Source organism: Streptomyces sp. MMBL 11-1, from assembly GCF_028622875.1.
In the GTDB taxonomy this organism is placed as follows: domain Bacteria; phylum Actinomycetota; class Actinomycetes; order Streptomycetales; family Streptomycetaceae; genus Streptomyces.
The window spans coordinates 345,392-365,788 of sequence record NZ_CP117710.1 but is presented as its reverse complement, the minus strand read 5'-3'; the positions used below and the strand labels follow the sequence as shown (position 1 = coordinate 365,788).

The following is a 20,397-nucleotide window of genomic DNA, read 5'->3' as shown; positions in this document are numbered from 1 at the left end:
ACATGTCGTGCTCAGCCGCCGCTTGTCGTGAGCGGTGCAGGGCTCCCCGCTTCGACCGGCCAGCCGCCGTTTGCTGTGACGCGGCGACGCCACCTCTCGATCAGCTCGCAGTCGTGGCCGGCGGGGAACTCGACCACCGACGTCATGAATCCGTGACGGTCCCACTGCAGGTAGACGGTCTCGCGGGAAGTGGTCTGGGCAGCCATTGAAGTACCTCCTGCTGAGTGCTCCGCGCTCGGAGCAGCTGGACGAAGCCTCGGCGAGCCGTGTCGGGTCAGCGGCGGATTCGCCGTCGCGAGGAGGCAGAGCAACTAAGGACCTAATTTACTCACATTGCTTGATTGTGTCAATTCTTCCATGTCATTGGCGACGAACGCCGCCTCGGCGGGGCTTGAATGACGCGTAACAATTGACCTGACGGCACCCGTAGGCGTAAATTAGCGCCTGCGGGCTCCGAGGGATGGGCCCTGGAGCAAGCACCCGGCCCAGGGCGCGCGGACCATTGACCCCGCCCTTCGACAGGGCCTTGCGCCGCCCACTCATACAGGCCAGGGCTTACGCCTCCCCGGCCCTCCGCACGTTACGGTGCGGCCTCCCCGCCTATCGAGCCCGGACGCGGCCCGTACGTCCGCGTTGCACACCCCGCCCCCCGAAGGGGACACGACTTCGCCGAGGAACGTATGACCCGCCAGACAGCCGCGCCGCTCGACCACATCAGCCTGACCCCCTCCTTCCAGTCCGCGAAGTGGCTCGCCCGCCGGATCGTGGAAGGCGAGATCACGCTCGACCCGTCCTATCAGCGCGGCGACGTATGGACGCCGGATCAGCGCATCAATCTCGTCCACACCTGGCTTCTGGGCAGGCCGGCCGGGGTCGTGATCCTCTCCGACCGCTGCAACTCGGCCTGGGCGGCAGCCAACCCCGGCCGCGATCCCTACGAGACGCCGGGGGAGCCGCTGTGGGCCTGCGTGGACGGCAAACAGCGCCTCACCACGGCGGTGATGTGGTTCAACAGCGAGTTCACCATCCCGGCTTCCTGGCTTCCCGCTGACCACGTCGGGCGCACCGAGGACACCGACGACGGCCCCTACGTCCGCCACTCGGGCCTCACCGAGAAGGGTGTGAGGTTCATGGAGCGGTACTGCTCGCTGCTCGTCGGCGAGACCAAGGAGTGCGCCACCGAAGCGGACGAGGCCGCGTTCTATCTCGTCGTCAACGGCGGAGGCTCCCCCCAGTCGGCCGCCAGCATGGCGAACGCCGAGCGAGTCCGGACCGCAGTCAACACCGAATGACAACACAGATTTGACTGTCGCGCGCCTATAGAGTAAATTAGTTCTTGTCGGGGCGGGCATCAGCCCCGGCAAGCAACCCGCCCCACCTCTCCCGGGAGACGCGCTTTGACCGTTCTGATCGCCGAGACCACCGCCCCGCTTCTCGTTCCGGTGCACCCGATGGACGTGACGGAGTACGAGCGGATCACCTGCGATCAGTGCCCGAGGCAGTCCCCGTTCTTCGAGGACGGCGACGGCGAACACGAAGCGCAGGACGCCGGATGGCATGTGCTGGACCGCGACGAGTGCGGCTGTTACGTCCTGTGCCCCGACTGCGCCGACGAGTGGTGCGGAGTGCGCGACACCGGCCCCCGTCTCGTCGGGATGCGCGTCATCTGACGCCGCCGACCGGCCAGGTGGCCGACCCGATCCCCCGAATCCAAGACAGTGGAGGAACCATGCCCGCCCAGGCCCCCAAGCCGGACATCGACGCCCTCATCGCCAACGCCACGCTGGCGCAGTGCCGGGCGGCTCTCCTCGCCGTCACCAACTCGACCTGGGACTCGATGCAGCCTCTGAGCCCCACTGACTTCGCCATGGACGGCTCCGACCATGACGTGACGGTCGCTCGCCACGCCGCGCTCCACGACCTGAGCACGGAGATCGACGACGCCATGCGCACTGCCCTGTCGGCCGTACCCGAAGGTGCTCGGGACCTGACCTGACGCAGGGCGGCCCCATAGCCGTCCAGCATCCCCAACTCGCGACTTCCGTAAGGAAGAGAGCCGCCCCATGATCTTCGTGGACGCTTCGATCGCCGAGGACGACCCCGGTCGCGCCTCTTTCGGCCCCGCGACGCGCGGAATCGTCGACGAGTCACAGGGCAGCCTGATCGCTTACGTCCACGCGGATCCGGCCGAAGCCCGCCGGCTGTATGGCCCAGCACAACGCCACCGTCAGGGGCTGATGCGGTCAAGAACACCCCCCGGGCGGCCGGGCGGCCGTCGCCTGTCAGCCCACGACTCCCCGGAGAACCACGTGATCATTGAACCGCTGTCTGCCGACGTCCGCGTGGACAACGGCGTCAGGCTCCTCGACCGGTACGGGCCCGCCGGCTGGCGGGACCGGATCGACCCCAGCGTGCTCGACATCGACTCCAGCGCCGACTGCGTCGTGGGCCAGCTCTACGGCGACTGGGAAGTCGGCCAGGCGGAGTTGGAGTTCCGCGACGCCGAGGCCGCCGAGTTCTTCGGCCTCTACCCCGCCGAGGACGGCGACGCCGCGAACCTGACCGCGTCGTGGCGCGCGCTGCTTCTCGGCCGCCGTTCTGTTGCACTGCCGCCGCGTGCCCCGACGGCGGGGGACGTCCAGTCCTGGCAGTGCGGCTGGCAGGCAGCCGAAGGCACGCCGTTCACGGAGTTCTGCACCGCGCCCAAGGGGCGGAACGACGACCACTGCCCGGAGCACGAACGCGACTTCGCACACACGTAGCCCCACGGGCCTTGTGCCGCCCGTCCTGGCGGCAGCCCGCCAATGGGCCCGTCCCCTCCCCTTTTCCACGACGACAACACGGAGCCCGGCTTGACGCTCTTTCTGCCCGCACCCGGCTACGGCCCCCGAGGCCCCGACGGGCAGGGCTGGAACCGGCTTTCGCTCAGCGCCCACTTCGGGGACCGCAACCAGTGCGGTCTGCTGCCCACCAACTATCCGACTCTCTTCGAGTCCATGACCGGACGCCAGCGGTGGGGCGGCTTCGATCGCTGCAGCGCGCCGGAACCCGGCCGATGCGGCGCCTGCCCAGTCCAGCACGCGCATCTTCGCGAGCACGGCATCGACTGGCCCGCGGCCACCCCGCTGCTCCTGGTCCGCGTCCGGCCCCTGCCGCCCACACCCGGGGCACTCTTCTCCGACCCGGCAGCCGGGCGCAGCACCTTGGAGCCGTGCACCTGGCTGGGGGCAGCGGCCGGCGTTTCGGCGGACTGGGCCACGATTCGCCACACCCCCGGTGTTCGGCTCGGGCGGTCGTTCCGGGACAGCGAGGGTGAAGCCTTCTGGCTGGTGCGCAACAACCCGGCGTCCTCGGCAGCGGTGGTCCGCACGCGGCAGATGGGCAGCCACACCCGGCACGCGATCTATGCGCGGAGCGGCGGCCCCCGCCTGGCCCTGCTGACCTGTCACGGCGGCTGCGTCCACCGGGACGACGATCTTCGCCACCTGGCCGCGGACCTCGGCTCCGCCGGCGAGCGGGAGGATGTCCGTCACCTCCCGCGGCGGCTTCCTGGCGCTCCGGGTACCGAGTTCGCGCACGAGGACCGCCGGACCGTCCTGCGCCGCCACGGTTCGACCCTGCGCGTCAGCTGGGACGAACGCTCTGCGGCCTCTGCCCTGGCCGCGTACGCCGTTCGCCTCACCGCATCCTGACTTCCGTCCGACCGGCCATCATGAACTTCCCGAAGGAGCAGAACCCTGAACGTCCTGATCCAGCACCCCGGCGGGCGCGAGGCGCGCGCTCTGCGATCCGCGCGGAGCGGGGCTCTCTCGGCCGTACGTGAGTTCGGCGCCCTTCGCTGCTTCGTCGACCGCTCAGGCTCTCTCCCCTCTTACCTGCGTCCCGACGCGGTCCACCGCGCCTTCGGCCGTGGCTGGCTCCGGTGGGCCGATGCCGGCGGCAGGGTGGAGATCACCCCAGCCGGGGACGCCGCCCTGGCCGCGTACGACCTGCGCGCCGAGCAGCAGCGCCAGGAGCCTTCCACGATCACCAGGAACTCCATGCTGGGCGAGCGGCACGACCCGCGCGAGGCGATCCGGGTCCTGCGCATCGTGGCGACGGGCGAGGAGATCCGTGTCGGGGACGTCATCGCCGATCCGTACGGCACGCTTGTCACCTACCTAGGGCCGACCATGAGCCGTATCAGCGGGGACAGCATCTGGCTGCCCGGCTTCATCGCCCGTGTGCTGTACCCGGGGGACGTCCCGTGGGTGTTCCTCCCCACCGATCTCGGGGCCGCCTACGAGGACGCCCCGGCGCGCCCGGCCTGACACCGGCTCGCCACCTCACGACGAAGGGAACGCACTTGACCCCCATGGACGATCGCGCCCGCGCCCTCAACCGCACCGCTTCCTTCCTGACCCCCGAACCAGGGGATGACGACGCCATTCCGGTCGTGCTCCTGGGACCTCTGCGTATCGGCGCCTACTTCAGCGATGACGGTTGCCTGCTCATCCTCTGCGACGCCGAGGAGGCAACGGATTGGGGCGACCGCCTGCCGGTGGTCATCCACGTGAATCGGCCGCACGGCACAGCTGAAGCCACCATCCCCTTTTGACAATTATGACTTGACAGTCGAAGGGGGTGTGAGTAAATTAGTTCCCGATGAGGAGGGAGGGCGTCGCCCTCTCCGAACCGAGAGGGACACCATGAGCGCGAGCGCGAACCGCCCCAGCCGCCCCGACACCCGGCGAGCACTCCCGCTTCTGCGCCTCACGGCCCTCGCCCTGGCGGCGCCCGCCCTTTTCAGCAGCACGCCGCCTCTGCTGGCATTCGCCTTCGCCGTCATCTCGGGTCTCGGCCTGTGGATGCTCGCCTTCGCCCTCGGCCTCGGGGCCTCGCACGGCACGCGCACCTCTCGCCCCACGCTGGCGGTTGCCGCGTCCTTCACCGACGGACTCGCCCTGCTGGCCCTGGCGGGCTTCGCCCTCGGCGTCCTCTTCACCGGCAGCACGCTCTCCGCCGCGACCACCCTGCCCGGAACCCTCACCATCGCCTTCTTCATCACGCTCTGTGCCGTCCACCACCGGCTGCACCGCGCCGCCCGCCCCGCCCGTCGGCGCGCCCGGCGCTGAATCCCGCAACCGCCCCAGGGGCTTGGGCACCCTCGCCCGTCGCCGGTGATGGCGCACCCCACCTCCGAAGAGATCAAGGACAGGACATGCCAACACCGGCCATGGCTGTACCGCAGCGCCTGTGGGACGGCGACCGAATCGCCCAGACGAACGGCCCCCGGGTCTGGCACCGCCAGGGCGGCCAGTGGATCAGCCACCTCAACGCGGACGGCACCGGTCCCTTTCGGGACGACCAGGTGCGCGCCGGACTTGCCGGGCCGGAGCCCGCACTCTTCGGGGCGCACCCGCGCGGCATCCGGACGAGCTTGCGGTTCATACCCCGGCAGTTGCCCACCACCGGCCCGCTGCCGGGCAGTCCTCTGCGCACTGCCGATGCCATCGCGGCGGCGTTCGGGGGGCTGAGCGCCTCCGGATCCGTCCCGTACGCACCGGAGGAACTCGCACTCCGGCGCGTCAACAGGTCAGACCGCGCGCCGGCTCTCGTCACGCTGAGCCTGGCCGCGCTTCAGCAGTTGCTCGTCGAGCGCCTGGAGGGTGGCCACGAGGAACTCTCGTTCCATCGCCCTGCGGGCCGCTTCCACCGGCGCATTGCCGGGTCGGAGGCCTGGACGTACGTACTGGTCGCAGCGCCGTGACCTGACTCCCCCGGATCAAGCGCCCCGCAGCCACCGAGGGCTGCACCCCGAATCCGCCGCCGCTGCCCCAGGGCTCCAGCCGCCCCGCCGCCCTCCTCATCCGATGGAGACTTCCCGATGGCCGCCGTACCCGTTCAACTCGACCCGTCCCACTGCCCGCTCATTGTCGGTACCCGCTCCGCCGCCCACTTCGGAGACCTTCCGACTGGGGCGTTCGAGTCGGACGCCAGGCCCGTCCTCGCCTCTGAAGTGCGCGCCGGTGACCTGATCCTCGCGTCCTTCTCGCACTTCCCGACTCCCGGCCACATGACCCGGGTCTCGACATGGGTGAACCGGCCATACGTGGCGGACGAACCCAGGCCGTGGAACCCGGCGTGCCCGTGCGACCTGTGCACGGTCGAACGGCAATGGTCCGAGCCGGAACCCCGCGTGAGGCTCGGAACCGTTCCGGCCGACCCCCGGTGGGCCACGGGTCAGGGATGTGACGTCTGGTGGGCCGACGAGCCCGTGCTCGTCATCCCGGCCGCGCCTCCGCCCGAACCCTCCTGCGCTCTGCCCCCGAAGTCCGGAAGGAACTGCACATGACCTCGACCGCTGCCCGTTTGGGTCCCCCGTGGGAGGCCGCCGGAATCTGCAAGCACTGCCGCAAGCCGATCACCCTGTTCAAGGGCCTGTGGTGGACCGACGATGACGATTTCAACTGCCCGGACGGGCAGGAGCAGCACGCGCCGGTGGAGCCGAACGATGCCCTGGCCTGCATCGAGGGCGCGGCCGCGGACTGAGTCTGCTCCCGCCGCGTACCGGCCCCTCGGTCGGTACGCGGCGCGGGTGGGGCCCGTCGCAGGCCGCGCGCAGCGGAGCCGGCACGACACCGCATGACATGTAAGGTTTGACATATACTCCTTCAATGAGTAAATTAGCGTTTGTAGGTAGTCGCCCAGCCCCGAACAAGGAGCACCCCGTGCCGAACTTCTTCGCTGAACTGCTCCCCGAGGGCACCGGTCCCGGCGCGCTGCGCGTCGTCCGCGCCCAGGACGTACGGGAGCACGACTGGTACGTCGGCACCTACGCGGAGCAGGCCGACCCGCGCCCCGGCCGCGACCGGCGGGCCCAGACCTCCGGGTCCTGGGCCGCGAAGGTGCGCAAGCGTTTCTGGCGGCCCGGGACCGTCGCCCTGGATGGCACGAACTTCCACTGGCGCCGGAACGAACTGGTGGTGATCATCCCGCGCGAGTCCCTCCCCGAGGAGGACTGGACCGGAGGCTCCTTCATGTGGGCGCCCGGCGACCTGGACCGGGACGAAGCCTCCGCCTGATCCCCTCCCGGTACTGAGCCCTCCCACCCGCATCGAGAGAGGCCCGCCCATGCTCCTGCCTGAATCTCCCATAACGGGCACCCCCTCCTGGGCGTCCTACAGCGCCGCTATGGCTACTGCTCTCGGAACGGGCGACCTCGAGCTCTACCGCAGGCTGAGCTCCGCCCGCACCGCGCTGGCCGAGCACGAGGCCGACGAGCGGCGCCGCCGGGCCAGCGTCGGCGGCCGCCCGCACCAGCGCGGCTGACCTACCGGGCGCGAGCCGCCACCCATGTCCCCCCTCGAAAGGCATCGCCATTCAGCCGCACCTCCACGAGCCCCATGACCACCGACAGGGCCCGCCCGAGCGGACCATCGAATCCAGCATCGACGGGCGCCCGGCGACGGTGACGATCCGGCCCACGCTGCACTCCATCTACGCCAACGCCCAGCGCGTGGCCCTGGCCGTGGACGTCACGACCCGCTTCCGAATCCCGCTCACCTTCACCGTCCGGTTCTTCAGCCCCGACGGCGGCCCGACCTGGGAGTTCGACAAGATCAGCTGCGAGCAGGACGACCACCTGACCTCCGTCCGGGCTGTCCGCGACCGCGTCGCCGAGCACGCCGAGCAGATGTTGAACACCCATCTCGCTGACATCCGGCCCCTCATCGACGCAGCCCGCGAGGTCGCGGCCGCCAACTCACTTCAGGACGTCCAGAGCGCACAGGCCCGTATCGCCGAAGCGACCGCCCGGGAGGAGCGCAGCCGCGCGGCCTTCGCTGTGTTCGGCGTATCCGAGGAACGAGCCGATGAGGTCCTCGGCCAGCTCCGCTCCAAGAACGCCAAGGTCTTCGGGCGCCTCTCGGCCGAGACCGCCCTCGTCTGGCCCGTCTGGCCCGCCTAGCACCCGGGACCGACCCCACTCCTCGCTCACCAACCCACCGGACATGGAGGAACCTTGGCCCGAAACATCGGCATGGGGCCGAGCACCCCGCTGTATCGCACCGTGGTCGTCGCGACGTACGCCGAGGGCTCTCCCCTCGACCGCGATCTCCAGCTGTACCGGCGCAGGAACCCCACCATCAGGTGTGAGGGGCTGACCCTCACCTGGTACGAGGGCCCGTACACCTCCCCCGGCCAGGCACGGGGCCGCCGGACGGTCTGGGAAAGGATCTACGCCTCGAAGGCCGGCTCCGCGCGGGTGCAGTGCGACATCGAAGTGTGCGAGCCCCTCTGGAAGCAGCTCCCGCCGCTCAGGCGGAGACCGTCCGAGGCCTGAGCCAGCCCCCTCCTGCAGAAACGGAAGCATTGTGCCCATCGAGACCACGAACCACGCTGTCGATGCCGCCGCCTACTTCGGCGAGCACGACGGCCCCCTCGCCTCACTCGCCCGCGGAGATGTCCCCTCCTGTTTCGCCGGCCTCGACCGGAGGCTGAACTCCTTCCTGAGGGAAGCGCGCTCCACGGAGGCCGAGCTGAGCATGGCTGACGGGCCGGACGATGCGCTGTGGGAGCGCGGCAGGAACGAGATGGCCGAGATCGTCCGCGCGGCCAGTGACCTGCATGCCTGGGTGGGAACCCAGCGGTGCGCGGTCGACACGTGCGAGTGCCGGGCCGACCGGCTTCTGCGCCTCTTGCTGCAGGATCAGCACGTCGCCCACCATGCTGGCTACTCCCCTCAGCTCCAGCGCGTGGCCACCCTCGTCATCGGCCACTCCGACAGCCTGCCGTTCTCGTTCGTCCACTCCCGGAACCACATCACGCACCCCGTACGCCAGCACGGCGGGTGGCAGGCGCGCCTGGTGACCTCGGCCGGCGCGACGCCGTTGTACGAGTCGCCCGGCTACCCGGGCACGCCCCTGCGCCTCTTCTACGAGGACACACGGGCCTGCTTCGAGGCCGTCATCACGGCACTGGGCCGCTGAAGTCCCGCAGCGGCCCGAGCCCAGAACGTAATGCCCAACTGGACAGGGCGACCACTTAGGAGTAAATTAGCATCTGATAGGCGGCTGCCGTTGTCGCCCCACCAGCCCCTGGAGACACCGTGGACTCAGCCATCAAGAAGGCCTTCGCCGAACTGCCCGAACAGGTAACCGTGCCGCAGATCGCTACCGCGACCGGCCGCACCGACAGCGGCGTGCAGAACTGGATCGACACCTACGACGACTTCCCCGACGTCTTGGACGTGAAGGACCGCTTCCACCTCCGCCTCCGGCGGGATGTGCTCAACTGGCTCGCGAAGCACCCGAACCTCTTCGACACGAAACGACGAGGTCCGCAGAAGCTGGATGAGCGCGCCCTCGCTGCCCGTCCGGCCGCCGAGTTCCTGACGGTCAAGGAGACTGCGGAGACCCTCGGCGTCAGCAGGGAGTCCATCCAGTACTACGCCGCCTCTGCCAAGCCGGAGGTCAGCCGCGATCCCTTCCCGCCTGCCGTACGACGTGGCACAAGCTCCCTCCGTTCCTGGCCGGCGGTCCGCTCGTGGATTCTCCGGCGGGACGATCCCCTGCCCAGCAGTCCGCTGCCCTGGGAGGAGCTCCGGACCTGGCTGTTGGCCGTTCACGACCTGGAGAAGGACGACTCTGCCCCGGGCCTGGACGACCGGGGGCTCACCTATGCCCAGCGAGACGTTCTGGAGCGGGTGCGCGTTGCCGTCGCCCAGGGCCACACCGTGCCCGACGGGTGGGCGGAAGGGGCACTGGGACTGAACCCGGACGACGCGGTCACCCCCGACGCTGGTCCCGTCGCAGCCGGCCGGCTGACGCCTTCCCAGCTCGCCGCCGAGCTCGGCATCTCCCTCGGGAGCATCCGAGGATACGCACGCCGGTATCCGGCCGGGTGCCGAGACCCCTTTCCGCCGAAGGACGAACACAGCGCCCGCGACGTCGAGGAGGTCCGTAGCTGGCTCAGCAGGTCCGGCTCCCTGCCCTCGGGCGGCATCTAAGGACACGGCGCGCCCGCTTCGTGGAGCTCGCGAAACCATGGCGGGCCTTCGTCTGTGGCCGTTCGCGGCAGTTGGCGAGTCGACATGAGGTCCTCGCCGGCAGCGTCGCCGCCGGCGGCGTGCCCCGGCCCCCGCTTGTCGACGGAGCCTGGCCCGGGCTGGGCTCTGAGCCGTTGTAGAACCAGCTCAAGTGGCCGGGTCGGCGGCGGCGCCGCCAGCATGTGCGAACGGCCGCGGACCTCCGCGAACGCCTCTGTTCCTTCCCGTCGGTGTCACTGATCTTCGGGAACGGGTCTCTGTCCACAGGTTCCACTCCACACACTCGCCGCACGGCGTGATCAAAGGAGTGAGAGGCGTGGACAGCCTGACCAGAACGCAGCGTGCCCTGATCACGGTTGTCGTGCTCGGGGCCGTGATCATCGCGGCCATCGGGTTCGCCGGCTCCTACACCGCTGTTCGCGAGCTCGCGGAGAGAAAGGGCTTCGGAGCCTTCTCCGCGTACTTCCCCATCGGAGTCGACGCCGGCATCGCCTGCTTGCTCTCGATGGACTTGCTACTCACCTGGCTACGGATACCCCTGCCCATGCTGCGTCAGTCGGCATGGTTGCTGACAGCAGCCACCATCGCGTTCAACGCGGCCTCAGCCTGGCCCGACCCGATCAGCATCGGCATGCACGCCACGATCCCCGTCCTCTTCGTCGTCACTGTCGAAGCAGCCCGACACGCAGTCGGCCGGCTGGCCGCGATCACCGCGGACCGGCACATGGAGGGCGTCCGGCTAGCACGGTGGATTCTCGCGCCCCTGCCCACGTTCCTTCTCTGGCGCAAGATGCGCCTATGGGAGATCCGCGAGTACTCCCAGATCATCAAGGCGGAACAGGACCGCCTCATCTACGAGGCCAAGCTCGAAGTGAAGTACGGCCGCAGGTGGCGTCGACGCGCCTCTCTGGACGAACTGCTGCCTCTTCGACTGGCCCGCGTCGGAGTCCCCCTGGCCGCCGCTATCGAGGCTTCCAGCTCGCCGCCCGATGAGGCGAGACCACCCCGGCATGCCGCCCCGGTCACCACGGCTCCGGACCACAGTGCTCTGCCCGCACCCCGTGCCCCAGACTCTCCCTCTCCCCTCCGAGCCGGGCAGCCGAAGCAGCACAAGCGACCGGAACCCACCGAGCAGCCGAAGCAGCACGAGCAGCCGGAACCCACCGAGCAGCCGAAGCAGCACGGACGCGAGAGGGCCGTTGCGGCTGTGGTCGGGGGGACACCGCACGCGTCCGAGGCGATCGGGTCCGCCCTCACGCAAGATGGCGCCGTCAGCTCCCCGGTCGTTGCTGCTCAGGGGCAGACCGGTCAGAACCTGGCGAACCTGGTTGAGCACCGCGGGGCTGTGGCTGGTGCCCGTACGAATGCCGACGCCATCCGGCATGCGTTCATCGTCAATCCCGGCGCCGATGACAGCAGCATCGTGAACTGGCTCGCGCAGTTCGGCCGCGATGTCAACCGCGGGCAGGTCTACAAGGTCAGGCGGCAAACAGCACGGCGGTAGCCCGTTGCAGCGCCGCCCTTGCTTGGACTGGTGGTTCCGGCCCGTCCGGTTCTGCTGCTCGCCGGCCGGTGCTGCCCTGCACCAGTAGCCGCTGTCACGGAACTGGCAGCACGAGTAGCGGCTGCTTCCCTCCTCCGGGAAGCAGCCGCTACTCGTGCTGCCGTCGTCCGGGCAGCAGCAGCCTGCTGCCCGCTGCTCCACGTGCCGCTCCGCTGCCACGGCGATCGCGGGCACCTGCTGCCAGCCGCTGCTCTGTCGCCGCCCGCCTCTGTCCACAGGTACGTGCTCGTAGCGTCCCGCCCTATCTCCCCACTCCCAGGGTGGGCGGCGTCGAGCGGGCAGCGAAGGAGCGAACGGATGGCGCGAAGTGAGCTGGACCGGCAGATCGACGCGGGAGCCGAGGCGGCCGCGCTCTTCGTGGGGCGGTTCCTCAGCGGAGCGCCGCTATCGGATCGACCGCGCTCGCCGGGCGGGATAGCTGTTTGGCAGCATGTGCTGCTGCGCCTGGTGCTGCTCGGATGGGCGGGCTGGGCCGCCTGGACGTGGTGGTGGCTGGAGAATCACGAACGGGTCATCTGGTGCTCCGCCGGCGTGGCCGGTGTGCTTCTGCCCCTCGTCATCGTGCTCCACATCCGGGGCGGCGCCAGGCGCCGTCATATGCAGACGCTGGTCGTTCCCATGTCCCTCGCTCTGAAGGAGACGATGCCGGCCTGGGACGACGCCCAGCGCCTGGCCGCTGTGACGATCCCGCTCGACAGATCGTTCGTGAAGATCGCTCTGCCGGACGGCTGGCACGGCCAGGACGGTCACAAGGAGCTGCTGCGCGAGCTGGTGCATGCCCGGATGGGCGGCAGGTGGTCGGGGGAGTGGAACCTCAAGCGATACCCCTTCTACGTCCTCTTCCAGCCGCAGAAGGACAAGGTCGTCTACGAGGTGCCGGACCGGGTCGACTTCTTCGCCCCGGAGGTCCAGGCGGCCATCGGCTCGTGCCGGCCGGGCCAGCTGGTTCTCGGGCTGGACGACCACTCCGAGGCGTTGACCAAGGAGATGACGGGCGAGAGCGCCATGTGGGGGCTGTCGGTCGGGTCCGGTGGCGGTAAGTCGAGCTTCCTCCAGATGATCATCACCCAGCTCGTCGGGCAGGGCGCCACCGTGATCGGTATCGACGTGAAGATGGCGTCGATCAATTGCTTCGAAGGGGTACCGGGAGTCCATTTGTATACGGACCCGGGAAATATCGGCGACATGCGGGCCGCTATTTCGTGGGCGGCTCGGGAAGTCGAAGCGCGTAACTACGTCAAGCAGCAGAGCCCCAGTAAGGACTTCGACCGGCTCACACTGATCCTCGAAGAGGGCAACGAATTCGGTGATGCGTCGAAGGAATGGTGGAACGAGAACAAGGAGAAGGGCGACCCCGCCAGCGACCCGATCTGGGGCGATATCGCTTCCATCATGCGCATGGGTCGGCACGTGAACGTCACGATCATCGGAGTGTTCCAGGACCTCCGGGAGTCCGCTGTCGGAAACCGTGGCTTGCGTAACATGTTCCGTCTGCTGATGCTGGGAAACTTCAACGCCAATCAGTGGAAAATGATCGTCAATACATCGCCGGTGCCGGAGTCCGTCGACAAGGCCGGCCGGATGCTGGTTATCGAGGGAAATCGTCGCGTGTGGATCCAGGTGCCGTACGCCGAGCCCGAAGCCTTCCGCGAGCACTGCCTCAAGCTCCGCAACGAGCGCGGCTACTCCACCGCCGATCTGTACGGTTCGCCGCCCGCGCGCAGTCCGCAGCGGCTGCCGTCCCTGCTCCAGGTCTCCCGTCCTCTGTTCACCAAGGAGCCCCCGCAGGCGATCGGCGTTTCAGTAGCTGCGGATGCCGCCCTGGAGGGCGTTCCCGCAGGTCAGACCCGAAACGAGGAGGAGCGTTTCACTCCCGAGGGTGAAGAGCGTTTCAGTGAGCGTTTCACCTCCGATCCGGATCCGGACGAGCAGCCGACGGACGCCGCAGACCTGCCGGTTCCGCTGGCCAAGCAGGAGGCGCCCACCGAGGAGCGTCCCGAGCTGCTGACCCTGGCAGAGGTGTCGAGGCGGTTCGCTGCGAGCGGCACGGAGCTGAACGGAAACACGCTCAGGGTGCACAAGCTAAGGCGTAAGGACTTCCCCGTCGGCGTGATGCAGGACGACGGGAAGGAGCGGTTCACCATGGAGGCCATCGCACGGTATTACGGCCTTGAGTGGCCGCCCGAAAGCAGTGACGAAGAATCCGGCGACGGTGGCCAGGACGACCATTCGGGCAAGGTCGAACCGGCAGGGTAGTCAGGACATCCATAAACAGCAGACCCACGTGGCCGCGAAGGGAAAACCCTTCGCGGCCACTGCCATGTCTACTCCCCCGATCCCCTCCATCCGACTGACGGGGTCAGAGCTCTGGACTTTATCCACAGGCCCGCACTTTTAGGTTTCACCCGTGAGCTTCCCGCCGGAGGAAGCGGATGCGAGGAAGCCGCGTCCCGCCCGGCTGAGGCTGGATATCGGGATGGGCCGAGGAGTAATTCATGAGCGCTTTGCGGAAGATGCTGAATCTTCCCGAGAAAGAGCCAAAGGGCGGTGAGCTTGAGGCCGCCGCGGCGGCGGAGGATTCCACGCCAGACGCGGCGTCGGGCAGTGCCGTCGCGGGCTCGTCGGAGTCGGGCTGGGGCGCGGTGGGGTGGGCTGAGGAGAACGAATCCTCGGGACGTTCCTTCGCCCGCCGGGCCGGCCGTGTGGTGATCTGGTCGGTCATCGGTCTGGCCGCGTTCACCGGGGTGCGTACCTGGGTCTTCCCTGCGAAGCCGCCGGTCGTCGCTCCGCAGGTCGACCAGCAGGCCGAGGCGCGACGGAACGACGTGCCGGTCGAGGAGGCCCAGCAGGTCGCCGCTCGCTTCGCCCGTTCCTACCTCTCCTGGTCCTCGCAGGCCCCGCAGCTGCGGGCCAGGGACCTGGCCATGGACCTGCCCAAGGACGCAGATCCGAAGATGGGCTGGGACGGCCAAGGCCTGCAGCAGGTCTCCCAGACCATCCCGGGCACGGTGACGCAGGCCGAGGGGAAGCGGGCCCGGGTCCGGGTCGATGCCCGGGTCAGCTACAGCGTCAAGTCCGGTGGCAAGAACGTCGGCGTCTCGCGGTGGCTCGGGCTGGAAGTGCCCGTCGCCGAGTCCGGCGGCCGGGTTCTGGTCACCGGGCAGCCCGCCCTGGTCGGCATGCCGACGGCGACCGACTACGTGGTCCCGGAGGTGGCCGACGCGGACTCGGCGATGTCGAGCAGCTCCCGGCAGACCGTCAAGGACTTCCTGACGGCATGGGCGGCCGGCAGTGAGGACCAGGCCGCTGCCCCGGGCTCACGCATCCCTCCGCTCGGCGGCGGACTGCAGCTCGACTCTCTCGACAGCTGGACGGTTGACGCCGGAACGGGCGAGAAGCGCACCGGCACCGCGACCTTGCGCTGGAGGCTGGCCGGCGCCCAGCTCCAGCAGACCTACCGGATCACCCTCACCCAGGTCTCGGCCAACACCGCGACCCGATGGCAGGTGTCCGAGGTCGCCTCCGCCTCCTGACGCCCATCCCCTCGCCGCCGGCGTGGCGCGGCTCCTGGTGTCCCCCGGCCCTCACCCCTCATCTCTTCGTTCACGCAAGGGAGCGCTCCACCGTGGAAAACAACGCACTTGTCTCCTGGATTCTGGCCATTGTCGGGTCCCTCTTCGTCGCCGTCCTGGCCGTGCGCGCCTTCGGCCACTGGGCCAAGAAGGAGTGGGGTGCGCTCATCACGCACACCGTCGGCGGCGCCGTCGTCGCCTTCTTCGTCTTCTCCTCCAACCAGGCGGTCACGATCCTGAAGTCGGTGGGCTCGAAGATCGCCACCGTCTTCACCGGCTGAGCGCGGGCCGACGATGCGCTCTTCACAGACGTACTCCCGGCACTGGGACATCGAGACGCGGCAGCACGAACTGCTCGGACTCGACCTGGGCGAGGGCCTGCCACGCACCACCCTGCGCTACGGCGCGGTCATCTTCCCTGCGTACTGGGGCCTGTGGCTGCTGCTGTTCGGCTTCCCCCCGCAGCCTTTGGCACCGCTGTTCCTGCTGCCGCCGCTCTTCCTCACCTACTACGGGGCGAAACGTTCCGCCACGTACTGGCGCCGCACCAATCTCCTGGTCTGGGCGGTCCGCCTCAACTACCTGCACACCGGGGTGCGGCCGGTCATCGGCCGCGGCCGCATCCCCGCCCCGAAGCCCGGCCTGAGGCTCCGGGCCCGGCGCCTCGGCGAGCAGGTTCCGCAGCTCACCGAGCTGCCGGGCCTCGCGCCCCTGTTCGCCGAGGACGGCCCCCACCAGTCCGACCGGGCCGATTCCTACGGCCCGCCGGCCCAGATCCGCCCCCGGCTGCGTGCCTACGGGCCCGACGCCGTCGCCAGCGCCCGCGCCAAGTACCTCAAGAAGCAGCGCCGCTCGAAGCGCGCTGAGAAATGAGCCGTGCCATGACCTCCCACACCTCCCTGCGCCGCTCGGTCACTCTCGACGAGCAGTCCGCACCCGTGTTGCACGCCGGCCCCGGCCTGCTGGTCGGACTCGCGGCCGGCGACCGGCCAGTGACCCTGCCCGACGGCACCGGCCACGTCCTGGTCGCCACCGGGGCCGGAGGCGGTACGACCACTGTTCTGCGCTCGCTGGCCGCCCAGGCACTCGCCCGCGGAGCGCGCACCGACTTCCTGGACATCACCTACGGCGAGCACCGCTGGGCCGAGGGCCTGCCCGGAGTGCGGTGCCTGGGTGATGTCGCCGCGATCCACGACTACCTCCTGATTGCCGCCACCGGGCTCAACAACGGCCCCCACGTTCCCGCCGAGGCCGGCTGGGGTTCGCGCCGCGTCCTGGTGGTCGAGGAGCTCGCCCGGCTCGCCGACGCGCTGCGCCGGTACTGGATGGACAGCCGCCCGGAGACTCAGCTGGACGAGGCCCCGGGCGTTGAGGCGCTGGCCATCCTCCTCACCTCCGGCCGGGCCTACGGCTGGACGGTTCTGGCCGGAGACACCGGCGGCATCGTTCCCGGGCCCGGGCCCCTGCACCACCGGCACTTCGCCACGCGGATCCTCGGCTATGGCAGCCGGACCCTGTGGCGCCAGCTCGCCGTGGGCCAGAGCGCTCCGCCGCAGTCGCCGGTGACCGGCCGCTTCCACCTGTTCTCGGATCGCTCCTCCACTCCCCTTCAGGCCCTGTACCTGACCGAAGCACAGGCCCGGGCCACGGCGAGCTCGCCCGGTCCCGGCGCGGCGCAGTGGGAGTCCGCGTGAAGTGGCCGTCGGCGCCGCATCCGCAGGCCGACCTGGCCGATCTCCTCCCGGGCGCCGTCGACGAGGGCCCAGGCCCTGTGCTCGGGGTCGACGCCAACGCTGTCCCGGCGTACCTCGGGCCCGGCTCCGGGCACGTCCTGCTGGTCGCGTGGCCGGGCACCGGCTCCACCACCGGCTTGCGCACGCTGGCGGCGCAGTACGCCCGGCGCGGCACACAGGTCGACATCCTCGATGTCTCCGGTCAGCACGCCTGGGCGCGCGCGCAGCAGCGCGTCCAGCTCTACGAGGACGCCGCCAGCGTCCACCGCCGCTTGTACCAGCTGGCCGCGCAGGTCCGCGCGGAACGGTCGGGGCCCGCGCGGACCGTCCTCGTGGAGAGCAACCAGACGGTCACTTCACTTCTGCGTTTCCGGCACTACCCCGATCCGGGCGGGACCGGTCTGGACGCACTGACCACGGTTCTTGCGACGGGTCGGCTTCACGGAATCCGCGTGGTGATGGCGTGCCGGGCCGTGCCCGAACCGTGGGGTCACCTCGCCCGCGACCTGTTCTCCACCCGCCTGCTGTCCGCGCCGACGCCGCGGACCTGGCAGCTGGTGGGACCGCCGGGAGCGCCGGCACCGCAGACGGAGCCGTTCCGCGTCGGCCGGATGCACCTGGTCGGCACCGGCGGTGACGGACTCGTCCAGCTGCTCCGGCTGACCGACCTGCAGGCCGCGCACCTGGCCGCCACGCCCCCGGGCGCCGCCCGCGCACCTCGCCTGCGGTGTCGCCTGCCTGTCCGGCCGACCGCGACAGCGCCGGCCGCCTCCGCCTTCCAGCTTCCGCGCACGCAAGGAGACCGACGCACATGAGCACGTCCACGAAGGCAGCCAAGAAGTCCGTGTCCCGGTTCGGCCGGATGCTCGGTCTCGGCGCCGAACGCATGATGAAGGAGCCCCAGCTTGTCGCCGTCGCAGACGGCCTGGTCGTCACCGACACAGCCGCGGAGGCCTGGTTCGTCCTGTCGGCGTCCAACACCGACCTCATGCCCGAATCGGCACAGGACTCCGAGCAGGACGCCGCCGGCCTCGCGCTCGCCAAGGTCCTGCCGGGATTCGACTGCCACCTCAAGGTGATCTGGGCGCGCCTGGACGGCGAGGAGTACCGCGAGGAAGCCCGGCGCATCTTCTCGGCCGGGGACGTCAACGCGGTGGCCGCGATGTGGGCGGAGCGGTTGGACACTCTGGACCTGCCACAGCGGCACATCCTTCTGGGCGTGCGCATCGCGGAGCGCGACTCGGCCACCGGGGCGACCGTGAAGAACGCCGCCGGCGACGCGCTGGGCATCCGCCGTACGGGGCTGGACGACGCCGAGCTCGCCCAGCTCGACGCGCTCGCGAGGCGGATGGAGCGGCGGCTGGAGGCGACCCCGTGGCGTGCCCGGATCGCCCCGGTGGAGTTGCTGGCCTGGTCGATCAGCCGGGAGTCCTACCGTCCTCAGCCCGCTCCGCCGCGGTTGCCTACCGTCACCGGCGCCTCGCTGGTGCGGCTGACGCAGAGCAAGGCGATCCCGCACGCCGACCACGTGCGGCTGGTCGACGGCCGCGGTGAGAGTGCGGCGTGGGTGTCCGTCCTGGCGATGCACGAGTTCCCCGAGCAGATCATCACGCCCGGCGAGCAGGAGTGGTTGCGGTGCCTGAGCGAGATCACGTACACGCACCCGGACACCGGCTTGGAGGCCTTGGTATGCCCTGAGGCGAGCGTCCGGTTCGCGGTGTGGCGCAAGGGCCAGGCCATGAAGGCGGTCGACAAGGTCCGTCAGTCCGCCAAGGAACAGCGCCGCTCCGCCGCTCAGTCCAGCGCGGGCGAGACCTTCGCCGAGACGGAGGAGACCGAGCTGGTGATGGAGGAGCTCCGCAAGGTGATGTCCCGCGACGGGCGCACCCTGCTGGAGGACCACCCCCGGCTGGTCGTCTCCTCGACGGAATCGCTGGAGGACCTGCGGGCGCGCACCGATGCCGTCATCGGCCACTACGCCGGGCTCAGCATCGACGTCGTCGTCGCCTCCGAGGAGCAGCGCGAGTTGTGGCTGGAGTCGCAGATCGGCGACATGCTCCGCGTCGACGACCTCAAGCAGATACGCACCACCGACGCCCTGGCGGCGTCGATGTTCTGGGGTGGGTCGGAAGTCGGGGACGACGAGGGGCCGATCATGGGCCTGCTCACCGGGACGACGCCGGGGGTCTGCCGGATCGACATCACCGCCGGCTCGGCGCGGGGAGACGCGACGACGACCGCTTTCGTGGGGCGAAGCGGCCGCGGCAAGACCACCAGCATGATGCTGGCCACCCTCATCTCCGCCCTCAAGGGCAGCTTCTCGCTGATGCTGGGCTTCAAGGGCGATGAGGGCGGGCTCATCCGCGCCGGTGAGTACCTCGGGCTGGCCTCCCATCACGTCACCTGCGGCAGCGAGACTCCGGCCGTCGCCGACCTGTTCCGGTTGCTGCCCCAGGGCGACGCGGCGCTCCAGGTCGTGTCGCAGCTGCTGATCATCCTTCCCGAGCGGATGCGGGAGGCCGGCGTGGAGACTCGCCTCCTGCGGGCCTGCAACGAGGTCGCCGCTCACCCGGACGCCGCTACCTGGCGCGTCGTCGAGCACCTCAAGGGCAGTGCGGACGCCCTGTCCGCCGAGGCCGGTGAGGCTCTGGAGGAGCTCTCCCGGACCCAGCTCGGTGCGCCACTGCTCGGTGTCCCCCGAGCGGGCGCCTCTCCGCTGCGCCCCGAGCCGGGGCTGTGGCTCGTGCAGGTGCCGGGGCTGACGATGCCGCAGATGGGGACCGCGCCGCGGGACATGACGATGACCGAGCGCGTCTCCCTGGCGCTGATGCGCGGCCTGATCGCCTACGCGCTGAACACGTCCGCCCGGCCCGATCTGCGCAATTTGCCCAAGGTCATCAGCATTCCCGAGGTGCATGTGCTCACCGGGACGGATGACGGGCGGCGCTTCCTCGACTACATCGCTCGCACCGGCCGGGCCTTGGACACATCCCTGGCGATCGACACCCAGGACCCCAAGAGCCTCCTCGGTCTCGACGGTGTACTGGAGGCGATCACCACGGTGTTCGCGTTCGAGCAGTCCACCCGCTCCCAGCAGGACGCAATGGCCGAGCTCGTGCGGCTGCCCGTCGGCGAGGCATCCCGGGCCCTGATGCGCGGGATCGGGAAGACCGCCCACGGAGAGATCCGGCACGGGCACTGCATCGTGCGGGACCGGCGTGACCGCGTCGCCACCATGCAGGTCGACATCCCCAGCGCGGAGCTGCGGTTGGCGCTGTCCACCAACCCGCAGGACCAGGCGCCCGCCGGGGACACCACACGCCCGGACCTGCGGAAGGACGGCACGCCCACCGCAGGGCCCGAGGTCCCGGATCCGGCTTCCTCTGTCCACAGGGACGGGACCGCAGCCTCGGAGGACGAGTGACCCCGACGCACGGCGGCCAGGGCGGTGCTGACCGCCGTGCCGATCCGAGGAGGCAGGCCCGTATGGCGATTCATCGC

General features: G+C 69.8%; 25 protein-coding genes. 24 read left to right on the top strand and 1 reads right to left on the bottom strand.

Going from position 1 to position 20,397, the window contains the following annotated elements; all coding sequences use genetic code 11:
- Positions 1-11: 11 nt before the first annotated feature.
- A complete protein-coding gene (locus PSQ21_RS37130; RefSeq protein ID WP_274036653.1) occupies positions 12-206 on the bottom strand; it encodes a hypothetical protein in 195 nt (64 codons plus the stop codon).
- A 474-nt stretch (positions 207-680) separates the two neighbouring features.
- Between PSQ21_RS37130 and PSQ21_RS37125 the strand changes: the two genes are divergently transcribed.
- From PSQ21_RS37125 to PSQ21_RS37010, 24 genes are all read left to right on the top strand, one after another.
- Complete coding sequence (locus PSQ21_RS37125; protein WP_274036652.1) at positions 681-1,292, top strand: DUF262 domain-containing protein; 612 nt, start codon at positions 681-683, stop codon at positions 1,290-1,292.
- A gap of 105 nt (positions 1,293-1,397) precedes the next feature.
- Positions 1,398-1,670, top strand: coding sequence for a hypothetical protein (locus tag PSQ21_RS37120; RefSeq protein ID WP_274036651.1), 273 nt, complete (start codon positions 1,398-1,400; stop codon positions 1,668-1,670).
- A 59-nt stretch (positions 1,671-1,729) separates the two neighbouring features.
- On the top strand, positions 1,730-1,996 hold the full coding sequence (locus PSQ21_RS37115) for a hypothetical protein (protein ID WP_274036650.1): 267 nt from the start codon (positions 1,730-1,732) through the stop codon (positions 1,994-1,996).
- A gap of 67 nt (positions 1,997-2,063) precedes the next feature.
- Positions 2,064-2,762, top strand: coding sequence for a hypothetical protein (locus tag PSQ21_RS37110; protein ID WP_274036649.1), 699 nt, complete (start codon positions 2,064-2,066; stop codon positions 2,760-2,762).
- A gap of 90 nt (positions 2,763-2,852) precedes the next feature.
- The gene (locus PSQ21_RS37105) at positions 2,853-3,692 is read left to right on the top strand and encodes a hypothetical protein (RefSeq protein WP_274036648.1); all 840 of its coding nucleotides are present in this window, start codon (positions 2,853-2,855) and stop codon (positions 3,690-3,692) included.
- 252 nt (positions 3,693-3,944) lie between these two features.
- Complete coding sequence (locus tag PSQ21_RS37100; RefSeq protein ID WP_274036647.1) at positions 3,945-4,310, top strand: hypothetical protein; 366 nt, start codon at positions 3,945-3,947, stop codon at positions 4,308-4,310.
- Positions 4,311-4,354: 44 nt separating this feature from the next.
- Positions 4,355-4,597 (top strand): hypothetical protein, encoded by a 243-nt coding sequence (locus tag PSQ21_RS37095; RefSeq protein WP_274036646.1) that lies wholly within the window; start codon positions 4,355-4,357, stop codon positions 4,595-4,597.
- 91 nt (positions 4,598-4,688) lie between these two features.
- Positions 4,689-5,114, top strand: a complete 426-nt coding sequence (locus PSQ21_RS37090) for a hypothetical protein (protein ID WP_274036645.1) — start codon at positions 4,689-4,691, stop codon at positions 5,112-5,114.
- 86 nt (positions 5,115-5,200) lie between these two features.
- The gene (locus PSQ21_RS37085; RefSeq protein WP_274036644.1) at positions 5,201-5,749 is read left to right on the top strand and encodes a hypothetical protein; all 549 of its coding nucleotides are present in this window, start codon (positions 5,201-5,203) and stop codon (positions 5,747-5,749) included.
- A 581-nt stretch (positions 5,750-6,330) separates the two neighbouring features.
- Positions 6,331-6,531, top strand: coding sequence for a hypothetical protein (locus PSQ21_RS37080; RefSeq protein ID WP_274036643.1), 201 nt, complete (start codon positions 6,331-6,333; stop codon positions 6,529-6,531).
- 179 nt (positions 6,532-6,710) lie between these two features.
- Positions 6,711-7,064 carry a hypothetical protein gene (locus tag PSQ21_RS37075; protein ID WP_274036642.1) on the top strand — a complete coding sequence of 118 codons (354 nt, stop codon included), beginning with the start codon at positions 6,711-6,713 and terminating at the stop codon, positions 7,062-7,064.
- Positions 7,065-7,173: 109 nt separating this feature from the next.
- Entirely contained in the window at positions 7,174-7,311 is a 138-nt protein-coding gene (locus PSQ21_RS37070; RefSeq protein WP_274036641.1) for a hypothetical protein, read from the top strand.
- A 139-nt stretch (positions 7,312-7,450) separates the two neighbouring features.
- Positions 7,451-7,948, top strand: coding sequence for a hypothetical protein (locus PSQ21_RS37065; protein WP_274036640.1), 498 nt, complete (start codon positions 7,451-7,453; stop codon positions 7,946-7,948).
- Between the two features lie 54 nt (positions 7,949-8,002).
- Positions 8,003-8,323 (top strand): hypothetical protein, encoded by a 321-nt coding sequence (locus tag PSQ21_RS37060; protein ID WP_274036639.1) that lies wholly within the window; start codon positions 8,003-8,005, stop codon positions 8,321-8,323.
- A gap of 31 nt (positions 8,324-8,354) precedes the next feature.
- A complete protein-coding gene (locus tag PSQ21_RS37055; protein ID WP_274036638.1) occupies positions 8,355-8,969 on the top strand; it encodes a hypothetical protein in 615 nt (204 codons plus the stop codon).
- Between the two features lie 119 nt (positions 8,970-9,088).
- Complete coding sequence (locus tag PSQ21_RS37050) at positions 9,089-9,988, top strand: helix-turn-helix transcriptional regulator (RefSeq protein WP_274036637.1); 900 nt, start codon at positions 9,089-9,091, stop codon at positions 9,986-9,988.
- 355 nt (positions 9,989-10,343) lie between these two features.
- The gene (locus PSQ21_RS37045) at positions 10,344-11,531 is read left to right on the top strand and encodes a DUF2637 domain-containing protein (protein ID WP_274036636.1); all 1,188 of its coding nucleotides are present in this window, start codon (positions 10,344-10,346) and stop codon (positions 11,529-11,531) included.
- A 357-nt stretch (positions 11,532-11,888) separates the two neighbouring features.
- The gene (locus tag PSQ21_RS37040; protein WP_274036635.1) at positions 11,889-13,847 is read left to right on the top strand and encodes a hypothetical protein; all 1,959 of its coding nucleotides are present in this window, start codon (positions 11,889-11,891) and stop codon (positions 13,845-13,847) included.
- A 239-nt stretch (positions 13,848-14,086) separates the two neighbouring features.
- Complete coding sequence (locus tag PSQ21_RS37035; RefSeq protein ID WP_274036634.1) at positions 14,087-15,124, top strand: conjugal transfer protein; 1,038 nt, start codon at positions 14,087-14,089, stop codon at positions 15,122-15,124.
- A 92-nt stretch (positions 15,125-15,216) separates the two neighbouring features.
- Entirely contained in the window at positions 15,217-15,444 is a 228-nt protein-coding gene (locus PSQ21_RS37030) for a hypothetical protein (RefSeq protein WP_274036633.1), read from the top strand.
- 13 nt (positions 15,445-15,457) lie between these two features.
- The gene (locus tag PSQ21_RS37025) at positions 15,458-16,036 is read left to right on the top strand and encodes a hypothetical protein (protein ID WP_274036632.1); all 579 of its coding nucleotides are present in this window, start codon (positions 15,458-15,460) and stop codon (positions 16,034-16,036) included.
- A gap of 8 nt (positions 16,037-16,044) precedes the next feature.
- Positions 16,045-16,857 (top strand): cell division protein FtsK, encoded by an 813-nt coding sequence (locus PSQ21_RS37020; RefSeq protein WP_274036631.1) that lies wholly within the window; start codon positions 16,045-16,047, stop codon positions 16,855-16,857.
- Entirely contained in the window at positions 16,854-17,711 is an 858-nt protein-coding gene (locus tag PSQ21_RS37015; protein ID WP_274036630.1) for a hypothetical protein, read from the top strand. The genes PSQ21_RS37020 and PSQ21_RS37015 overlap by 4 nt, the downstream gene beginning before the upstream one ends.
- Positions 17,708-20,320 carry an ATP-binding protein gene (locus PSQ21_RS37010; protein ID WP_274036629.1) on the top strand — a complete coding sequence of 871 codons (2,613 nt, stop codon included), beginning with the start codon at positions 17,708-17,710 and terminating at the stop codon, positions 20,318-20,320. Before PSQ21_RS37015 ends, PSQ21_RS37010 begins: the two co-directional genes overlap by 4 nt.
- Positions 20,321-20,397 lie beyond the last annotated feature (77 nt).

What these genes read in the sequence shown, in the direction of transcription:
- PSQ21_RS37115 (WP_274036650.1), top strand. Translation starts at nt 1,730, where the DNA reads ATGCCCGCCCAGGCCCCCAAGCCGGACATCGACGCCCTCATCGCCAAC.
- PSQ21_RS37010 (WP_274036629.1), top strand. Translation starts at nt 17,708, where the DNA reads ATGAGCACGTCCACGAAGGCAGCCAAGAAGTCCGTGTCCCGGTTCGGC.
- PSQ21_RS37130 (WP_274036653.1), bottom strand. Translation starts at nt 206, where the DNA reads ATGGCTGCCCAGACCACTTCCCGCGAGACCGTCTACCTGCAGTGGGAC.
- PSQ21_RS37095 (WP_274036646.1), top strand. Translation starts at nt 4,355, where the DNA reads ATGGACGATCGCGCCCGCGCCCTCAACCGCACCGCTTCCTTCCTGACC.
- PSQ21_RS37085 (WP_274036644.1), top strand. Translation starts at nt 5,201, where the DNA reads ATGCCAACACCGGCCATGGCTGTACCGCAGCGCCTGTGGGACGGCGAC.
- PSQ21_RS37040 (WP_274036635.1), top strand. Translation starts at nt 11,889, where the DNA reads ATGGCGCGAAGTGAGCTGGACCGGCAGATCGACGCGGGAGCCGAGGCG.
- PSQ21_RS37020 (WP_274036631.1), top strand. Translation starts at nt 16,045, where the DNA reads ATGACCTCCCACACCTCCCTGCGCCGCTCGGTCACTCTCGACGAGCAG.
- PSQ21_RS37035 (WP_274036634.1), top strand. Translation starts at nt 14,087, where the DNA reads ATGAGCGCTTTGCGGAAGATGCTGAATCTTCCCGAGAAAGAGCCAAAG.
- PSQ21_RS37025 (WP_274036632.1), top strand. Translation starts at nt 15,458, where the DNA reads ATGCGCTCTTCACAGACGTACTCCCGGCACTGGGACATCGAGACGCGG.
- PSQ21_RS37090 (WP_274036645.1), top strand. Translation starts at nt 4,689, where the DNA reads ATGAGCGCGAGCGCGAACCGCCCCAGCCGCCCCGACACCCGGCGAGCA.
- PSQ21_RS37125 (WP_274036652.1), top strand. Translation starts at nt 681, where the DNA reads ATGACCCGCCAGACAGCCGCGCCGCTCGACCACATCAGCCTGACCCCC.
- PSQ21_RS37110 (WP_274036649.1), top strand. Translation starts at nt 2,064, where the DNA reads ATGATCTTCGTGGACGCTTCGATCGCCGAGGACGACCCCGGTCGCGCC.
- PSQ21_RS37070 (WP_274036641.1), top strand. Translation starts at nt 7,174, where the DNA reads ATGGCTACTGCTCTCGGAACGGGCGACCTCGAGCTCTACCGCAGGCTG.
- PSQ21_RS37080 (WP_274036643.1), top strand. Translation starts at nt 6,331, where the DNA reads ATGACCTCGACCGCTGCCCGTTTGGGTCCCCCGTGGGAGGCCGCCGGA.